Here is an 8,296-nt window from a genome sequence, read left to right as displayed (position 1 = left end):
AACCGGCTCCCGGCCTTCCCTGCGCCCTCTTTCAAATGGGGGTGAAGCGATCAAGCAAAGCTCGGGCGAAATGCGCCGCGAGGCTGCGAAGGTGTGTCTATTGAATAGGTCTCGTGCCTCGGACGCAGCGCAGCGCTTCTTCAGCGGTGCGCTGCAGAGCCGGGGCCCATGTTGCAGCACGTGCTGCGGCCAGCTAGGTCCCGGCTCTGCGCCGCAACGCGAAGGGCGTTGCAGCGCGTCCGGGACACGAGAGAGCCGGAAGCTGCTACTTCACACGCCGTTATTGCGAGGAGCTCTTGCGATGAAGCAATCCAGACTGTCTCCGCGGCGGCAGCCTGGATTGCTTCGCTGCGCTCGCAATGACGACTCTCGTGCCCCGGACGCAGCGCAGCGCCTCTTCGGCGGTGCGCTGCAGAGCCGGGGCCCATGTTGCAGCACGTGCTGCGGCCAGCTAGGTCCCGGCTCTGCGCCGCAACGCGAAGGGCGTTGCAGCGCGTCCGGGACACGAGAGACGCGCGCCCAAACTTCGAACGCACACCCGGACGTAGCCCCTTCGCACGACCGTCATAGTCTCTAACGCCCACTAACCAACACCCGACTTAAAACTGTCATAATCGCCGAATGGAACCCGCGCCTGCGGTCTTTTTACATGTCGTTAAGCGCAGCTGCATTGGATGCGCCGGGAAAGTGCGTTGGGGACTGCCATGAATGCCGCGAAGAAAGTGTCGGGAAAACCGGCCGCCGAAATGTTCGACGACATCCCGGTGCTTCAGCGCAAATGGCGTGCCGCACTGAAGCCGGGCGATCGGCTGCCGCGCTATGAGGACGTGATGCTCGGCAGTCTCGGACGGCTCGCCGATCACATCGCGCTGCTGAGGAACGACGGCACGCTCGAGCTGTCGCGCAGCGGACGCTACGTGCAGAAATGGCTCGGCGAGGAGCGCTGGGACATTCCCGTCGCCGAATTGTCGCCGGATTGCGCCACCGCACTGTCGGAAGCGGCGACGAGCGCGCTTGCCAATGGACGACCTTACCACGCCAGCGCGCATTGCGTGCGCGACGGCATGGTCCGGACCTACGATGTGCTGGCGCTGCCGACGGCCTCGCGCTGGGGCGCTACGCTGGTCGGCGCCTACATCAACGAGCGCGGCACGCAGTACAATCTGCTGGATGCGATTTTCGCCTCGACCGACGATGCGGTGATCTCGCTGGCGACGTTGCGCGACGCCGGCGGCAAGCCGTCCGATCTCCAGGTCGTGCACCACAACAACAGCGCAAGCGCGCTGCTGAAGGTCGCGAGCGGAGGTCTGTTGTGGCGGCGGATCGGCGAGGGCAACACGCTGCTGGCCTCGCCCGAGATCATGGGCTTCCTGCTCAAGGCCGTCGCGGGCGGCGCGGCGAGCAGCTCGAGATCGAGAGCGACGGACGCCACCTCCGCCTCAGCGCCACGGCCTTCGCCGACGTGGTCTCGCTGACGATCTCCGATGTCACCGCGTTGAAGCGGCGCGACGCCTCGTTCCGCCTGCTGTTCGACAGCAACCCGATGCCGATGTGGGTGTTCGACGCGCAGACCAAGGAGTTCCTTGGCGTCAACGACGCCGCGGTCCAGCATTACGGCTACAGCCGCGCCACCTTCCTGCGCATGAAGCTGCATGAGATCTGGCCGGAAGACGAGTGGGACAGCCACGCCGAGGCGCTGGAGCGCGTTGGCGAAGCCTATCACTCCTCGCGCAACTGGCGGCATCTGCGCGCCGACGGCAGCGAGATCGAGGTGCTCACCTTCGGCCGCCGTGTCGCCTTCGACGATCGCGACGGCTATCTGGTCGCAGTGGTCGACATCACCGAACGCCGCAAGGCCGAGGCGCGCATCGCGCACATGGCCCACCATGACGGGCTCACCGACCTGCCGAACCGCGAATATTTCCGGGAGCGCCTGAAGCAGGCGCTGGAGCAGGCAGCGGGGAAACGGGTCGGCGTGCTCTACATCGATCTCGACCTGTTCAAGAACATCAACGATTCCTTCGGTCATCCCGTCGGCGACCGCCTGCTCAAGGACGTCGCCGAACGCCTGACCCTTGCCGTCCGCGGCGGCAATCTGGCGGCCCGGCTCGGCGGCGACGAATTCGCGGTGATCCTTGCCGCCGACGTCTCGCCGAACGAGGCCAGCGCCTGCGCTGGCCTGCTGATCGACATGCTGAAGGCACCCTACGATCTCGACGGTCAGGAGATGGTGATCGGCGCCAGCATCGGCATCGCGCTGTCGCCCGGCGACGGCACGACGCCGGAAGAGCTGATGCGCAATGCCGACATGGCGCTGTACCGGGCGAAGTCCGACGGCGGCGGCGTGCACCATTTCTTCGAGCGCGAGATGGACCTGCAGGCGCAGAAGCGCCGCGACATGGAGCTCGATCTGCGCCGTGCGTTCGCCAATGGCGAGTTCGAGCTGCACTATCAGCCGCTGGTGTCGATCGCCTCCGACCGCATCTCCGGCTTCGAGTCGCTGCTGCGCTGGCGCCATCCGGACAAGGGCATGATCTCGCCGGCGGAGTTCATCCCGGTTGCCGAGGACATCGGCCTCATCACGCAGTTAGGGGAGTGGGTCTTGCGCGAAGCCTGCGCCGAGGCCGTCAAATGGCCTGCCGACGTCAAGGTCGCGGTCAATTTGTCGCCGGCGCAATTCCGCAGCCGCAACCTGGTTCAAATCGTGATCTCGGCGCTGGCGCAGTCCGGCCTGTCGCCGCGGCGGCTCGAGCTCGAAATCACGGAGTCGGTCTTTCTGGCGGAGACTGATGCCAACCTTGCCATCCTGCACCAGCTCCGCGAGCTCGGCGTCGGCATTTCCATGGATGATTTCGGCACCGGCTATTCCAGCCTGAGCTATCTCAGGAGCTTTCCGTTCGACAAGATCAAGATCGACCGCTCCTTCGTCAAGGATCTGGCGCAGCGGCCCGATTGCAGCGCGATCGTGCGCGCGATCTCCGGGCTCGGCCGCAGCCTCAACATCACCACGACCGCGGAGGGCGTCGAGACCGAGGATCAGCTCGACTGGCTCCGCGCCGAGGGCTGCAACGAGGTGCAGGGCTTTCTGTTCAGCGCGGCGCGGCCTGCGGCCGAGATCGCAAAGCTGCTCGCCGATTTCGGTCAGCGCGCCTCACGGGCGGCGTAGCCCCTCGGGGTAGCAGTCGTAGACCAGCGCCTTGAAGGCGGGCGTGATGCGGCTGCGCTCGTTCTGGGTCTGCTGCATCATGAGGTAGATCATGTCGAGCTTGGGATCGACGCCGAAATAGGTGCCGCTCCCTGAGTCCCATTTCAGCTCGCCGAGCGAGCCCGGCGGCGGCGGTTTGGCGTTGCCCGGATCGGTCCGCACCGCAAGACCGTAGCCATAACCGAAGCCGTCGCCCGGAAAATAGAAATAGTCGCGTCCGACGCCGGAGCCGGGCCCGATATGATCGGTCGTCATCGCCTTGAACGCGGCAGGGCTCAGGTAACGCTTGCCCTCGAATTCGCCGCCGTTCAGCAGCATCTGCGAGAAGCGCTGATAGTCGGTGATGGTCGAGAGCAGGCCGCCGCCGCCGGACTGCCATTCGGGATGATCGAGGCGGTCACGCTCGGCGGCGAGCAGGATGAAATCGTTCGGCAGCGGCCGCGCCATACGGGCGAGCTCGTCCTCGGTCGCCAGCGCGAATTTGGTGCTGCTCATGCCGAGCGGATCGAAGATGCGCTGCTTCAGGAACTGATACAGCGTCTGGCCCGAGATGATCTCGATGACGCTGCCGAGCACGTCGGTGGAATGGCCGTAGCGCCACAGCGTTCCCGGCTGCCGCGCCAGCGGCAGCTTGGCGATGCGGTCGGCGAATTCGCGGTTGTTGAACTGGCCCTCGAAGATGTTGGCGGCCTTGTAGGCCTGCTCGACCCATTTGCCGCCGATATAATCGTAGCTGATGCCCGAGGTGTGCCGCAGCAAATCCTCGATGTTGACGGGGCGGACCGGCGGCACGAGATCGAGCTCCAGCTTGCCGTCGGGCAGGGTGACTTCGAGGCCGACCTTGGTGTCGGCAAACAGGGGAACGTATTTCGACACGGGGTCGGTGAGGGCGAGCTTGCCCTCGTCGATCAGCATCATCGCACCAAGGCAGGTGATCGGCTTGGTCATCGAGTGGATCGCGAAGATCGTGTCCGGCGTCATCGCAAGACTGGTCCTGACGTCGCGCACGCCAAACGTCTTCTGATAGACCGGCTTGCCGTGCTGCTGCACCAGGATCACGGCGCCCGGCAACCGGCCGCTTCCCACCTCGTTGTCGAAATACGAAGTGATGCGATCCAGCCCCTCGGACGACGGGGCGGGGATGTCGGCGGCGCGGCTTCGTGCCATCGTGCCGGCGAGCAGCGCGGCCCCGACCAGAAAATCACGACGCTTCATACCGGCTTCCTCCCTGGCCGGGATGAAAGCCGCAAGACGCCAGAGGCGTCAACAAGCGTTCGATTAAAAACGCGTCACGATTTCCGAAAGGAACGGTCGCGGACGGTCTTCGCTCGGCTTGGTCGGCGTGCCGATATGGATGAAGCCGGCGAGCTTTTCGTCCGGCTTGAGGCCGAGGCCATCGAGCACGTCGCGATCGAACGAGAACCAGCCGGTCAGCCAGCAGGCGCCATAGCCGAGCGCGGTTGCGGCCGTGACGATGTTCATGGCGCTGGCGCCGGCGGACAATTCCTGCTCGAACGCCGGCACCTTCGGATGCGGCCTGGTGAAACTGACGATGCCGATCACCAGCGGCGCGTCGGTGAGGCGCTTGCGCTCGATCTCGACGTCGGCGGCGGGCGCACCGGGATTCTTCCGGGCGAACACCTTGGCAATCACCTCTCCGGCGCGCTGGCGGGCGTCGCCCTCGAAGATGATGAAGCGCCAGGGCGCGAGCTTGCCATGGTCGGGCACGCGGGCGCCGATGGTGAGGATGGTCTCGAGCTCGGCCGCCGAGGGGCCAGGCCCGGTCATCTCGCGCGGCTTGACCGAGCGGCGGGTCTTCAGGAGTTCGATGGCGTCGGGCACGGGGCGTCCTTATGGCTTTGTTCTCGCCGGGAGATAGGCCCGGCAGGGGACGAATGGAAGGGATTTTAGAGTGATTATGAGTTCGACAGCTGCGCCCGTCCAGAAAGTTATGGTCCCAAGATGGGACTATGCTAAGATGAGTTGAATGAGGATCATCGCGCTCGGCACGATCAAGGCTTTTCTAGATCGGGCCGGCGAGGCGGCCTCCGATGCGCGCGATCCCCTGATGGCCTGGTTTCGGCAGGTAAAGCAGGCCGATTGGGCGAAGCCCGCGGACGTCAAGAGAGATATCCGAACCGCCAGTATCCTCAGGGATGGCCGCGTCGTGTTCAACGTCGCCGGCAACAAATATCGCGTGGTGGTCTGGATCAACTATCCATACCGCGTGGTCTATATCCGTTTTGTTGGAACACACCGGCAGTACGACGCAATCGATGCGCAAACCATTTAAAAGGTCGATGATGGAAATCGCGCCAATCAAGTCTAACCGAGACTATCGTCGCGTGCTCAAGGAGATCGAGACGTTGATGAGTGCGCGCCGGAACTCGCCTGAGGGCGATCGGCTTGACGTGCTTGTGACGCTCGTGGAGGCGTGGGAGCGGAAGCACTACCGACTGGACCTTCCGGACCCGGTCGAAGCCATCAAGTATCATATGGAACAGGGCGGTCTGCAGCCGAGGGACCTGATCCCCTTTATTGGCAGCCGCAACCGGGTCCACGAAGTGCTCAACCGGCGGCGCGAATTGACACTCAGCATGATCCGACGGCTGCATGAGGGCCTCGGCATTCCGGCCGAGTCCCTCATCAAAGTCGGGCAAGATAGAGCCGCTTGAACGCCGTCAGACCGCGCCCCGCGCCCGCTTGACGTCCGGCGGGGTCGCCTCGTCGACCAGGGCGGCGATCGCCTCCTCGGTCGTCAGCACCTTCTGGCCGTCGCTGCCGAGGCGGCGGACCGACACCGAATGCGTCTCGGCCTCCTTCTTGCCGACCACGAGCAGCGCCGGGATCTTGGCCAGCGAATGCTCGCGGACCTTGTAGTTGATTTTTTCGTTGCGCAGGTCGATCTCGACCCGAAGCCCGGCGCGCCGTGCCTGCTCCATCACCACCTTGGCGTATTCGTCGCCTTCCGAGGTGATGGTCGTGACCACCGCCTGCACCGGCGACAGCCAGAGCGGGAAGTTGCCGGCATAGTGCTCGATCAGGATGCCGATATAGCGCTCCATCGAGCCGCAGATCGCCCGGTGCACCATGACAGGCGGTTTCTTGCCGCCGTCATGGTCGATGTAGAACGCGCCGAACCGCTCCGGCAGGTTGAAGTCGACCTGCGTGGTGCCGCACTGCCAGTCGCGGCCGATGGCGTCGCGCAGCACATATTCGAACTTCGGCCCGTAGAAGGCGCCTTCGCCCGGGTTGATCTCGGTCTTGATGTGATTGTTCTGCGACTGGATCTCGCGCAAAACCGTCGCCATCACGCGTTCGGCGTGATCCCACATCTCGTCGGTGCCGACGCGCTTGTCCGGCCGCGTCGACAGCTTCACCGTGAGATCGCCGGTGAAGCCAAAATCGGCATAGGTCGACAGGATGAGTTCGTTGATCTTCAGGCACTCTTCGGCGAGTTGGTCCTCGGTGCAGAAGATGTGCGCGTCGTCCTGGGTGAAGCCGCGCACGCGCATCAGGCCGTGCATGGCGCCGGAGGGCTCATAGCGATGCACCACGCCGAACTCGGCGAGGCGCAAGGGCAGGTCGCGGTAGCTCTTCAGGCCGTGCTTGAATATCTGCACGTGACCCGGGCAGTTCATCGGCTTGAGCGCAAACCAGCGCTTGTCCTCGGCCTCGTCGCCGGCCGACTGCGCCGCGAACATGTTCTCGCGATACCAGCCCCAATGGCCCGAGGTCTCCCACAGCACCTTGTCGAGGATCTGCGGCGCGTTGACCTCGCTGTAATCGCCGGTCAGGCGCCGGCGCATATAGGCGATCAGCTGCTGGAAGATGGTCCAGCCCTTCGGGTGCCAGAACACGACGCCCGGACCTTCCTCCTGGAAGTGGAAGAGGTCGAGCTCGCGCCCAAGCTTGCGATGGTCGCGCTTCTCGGCTTCCTCGATCTGCTTGAGATAAGCGTCGAGATCCTCCTGCTTGGCGAAGGCGGTGCCGTAGATGCGGGTCAGCATCGGGTTGTTGCTGTCGCCGCGCCAATAGGCGCCGGCCACCTTCATCAGCTTGAAGGCGTTACCGACCTTGCCGGTCGAGGTCATGTGCGGGCCGCGGCACAGGTCGAACCAGTCGCCCTGGTAGTAGATCTTGATCGGCTCGGTGCCGGGAATGGCGTCGACCAGCTCGACCTTGAAGGCCTCGCCCTTGTCGCGGAACACCTGCTTGGTCTTCTCGCGGTCCCAGACTTCCTTGGTGAAAGGTTTGTCGCGCGCGATGATCTCGCGCATCTTCTTCTCGATCGCGGCAAAGTCTTCCGGCGTGAACGGCTCGTTGCGGAAGAAGTCGTAATAGAAGCCGTTCTCGATCACGGGACCGATGGTGACCTGCGTGCCCGGCCACAGCGTCTGCACGGCCTCAGCGAGCACGTGGGCGCAATCGTGGCGGATCAGTTCGAGCGCGCGCGGATCTTCGCGGCTGATCAGCTCGAGCTTGGCGTCGGCCTCGATGGGATCGTTGAGGTCGGCGACCACGCCGTCGAGCGCCATCGCGACCGTGCGCTTGGCCAGCGACGGCGAGATGCCCTTGGCGATATCGAGGCCGGTGATGCTCTGGTCGTATTGGCGCTGGGCGCCGTCCGGGAAGGTGAGGGTAACTTTGGCGGCGGGGGTCACGGGCTTCAGATTGCTGAGGGAATATTGGAAGCCGGATTCGGACTTCGGCTGGTCCTTGGACTGGTCGGTCATTGCTTTTCTCCTGAGGCTCACTCCTGCGAACGAGCGCAGGTAAGCGGGAACGAGCGATATATCAGGCGATTCGGCCTGCGCAATCCGGCAATTCCAAGAAAATCGGCGCATAAAACGGGCGTGCGCACGAACTATTTCGCACCGGCCCTTTAACTGGCCCGGTGGCTGCTCTACATGCAATTGCATGGAAAATGCACGCGCCCCGCGTTTCGCGCCAACCGCCTTGATGCTCGGCAATCTCGTCACCGGCTGCTCGGTGCTGGCGCCGGCGGGCATGCTGCCGGAGTTGGCGACGGGGCTCGACGTCAGCATTCACGCGGCCGGGCTCCTCATCACCTTCGGCGCGATCACGCTG

General features: G+C 64.3%; 5 protein-coding genes and 2 pseudogenes. 4 read left to right on the top strand and 3 right to left on the bottom strand.

Annotated features, from left to right (window positions below; translation table 11 throughout):
* Window positions 1-704: 704 nt before the first annotated feature.
* A pseudogene (locus tag IC66_RS0133230) lies at window positions 705-3,166 on the top strand (putative bifunctional diguanylate cyclase/phosphodiesterase).
* On the opposite strand, the gene IC66_RS0133225 reads toward IC66_RS0133230, so the two are convergent.
* Window positions 3,152-4,420 (bottom strand): serine hydrolase domain-containing protein, encoded by a 1,269-nt coding sequence (locus IC66_RS0133225; protein WP_038950530.1) that lies wholly within the window; start codon window positions 4,418-4,420, stop codon window positions 3,152-3,154. The pseudogene IC66_RS0133230 and the gene IC66_RS0133225 overlap by 15 nt on opposite strands.
* 63 nt (window positions 4,421-4,483) lie before the next feature.
* Complete coding sequence (locus tag IC66_RS0133220; protein ID WP_038950529.1) at window positions 4,484-5,047, bottom strand: nitroreductase family protein; 564 nt, start codon at window positions 5,045-5,047, stop codon at window positions 4,484-4,486.
* Between the two features lie 145 nt (window positions 5,048-5,192).
* Between IC66_RS0133220 and IC66_RS0133215 the strand changes: the two genes are divergently transcribed.
* Both IC66_RS0133215 and IC66_RS0133210 read left to right on the top strand, forming a co-directional pair.
* Window positions 5,193-5,498 carry a type II toxin-antitoxin system HigB family toxin gene (locus IC66_RS0133215; RefSeq protein WP_038950528.1) on the top strand — a complete coding sequence of 102 codons (306 nt, stop codon included), beginning with the start codon at window positions 5,193-5,195 and terminating at the stop codon, window positions 5,496-5,498.
* Between the two features lie 10 nt (window positions 5,499-5,508).
* Window positions 5,509-5,880 carry a helix-turn-helix domain-containing protein gene (locus tag IC66_RS0133210; RefSeq protein WP_028141115.1) on the top strand — a complete coding sequence of 124 codons (372 nt, stop codon included), beginning with the start codon at window positions 5,509-5,511 and terminating at the stop codon, window positions 5,878-5,880.
* Between the two features lie 6 nt (window positions 5,881-5,886).
* Here IC66_RS0133210 and thrS read toward each other — a convergent pair whose 3' ends face one another.
* Window positions 5,887-7,941 (bottom strand): threonine--tRNA ligase, encoded by a 2,055-nt coding sequence (thrS, locus tag IC66_RS0133205; protein WP_038950527.1) that lies wholly within the window; start codon window positions 7,939-7,941, stop codon window positions 5,887-5,889.
* Window positions 7,942-8,125: 184 nt separating this feature from the next.
* On the opposite strand from thrS, the pseudogene IC66_RS48555 reads away from it, so the two are divergent.
* Window positions 8,126-8,296 (top strand): annotated as a pseudogene (locus IC66_RS48555) (MFS transporter); the annotation flags it as partial.

The sequence above is a fragment of the Bradyrhizobium genomosp. III genome (assembly GCF_000261705.1).
Classification (GTDB): Bacteria; Pseudomonadota; Alphaproteobacteria; order Rhizobiales; family Xanthobacteraceae; genus Bradyrhizobium; species Bradyrhizobium ottawaense.
Note: the sequence above shows the minus strand (reverse complement) of the source record. Positions and strands in the feature narration are given on the sequence as shown.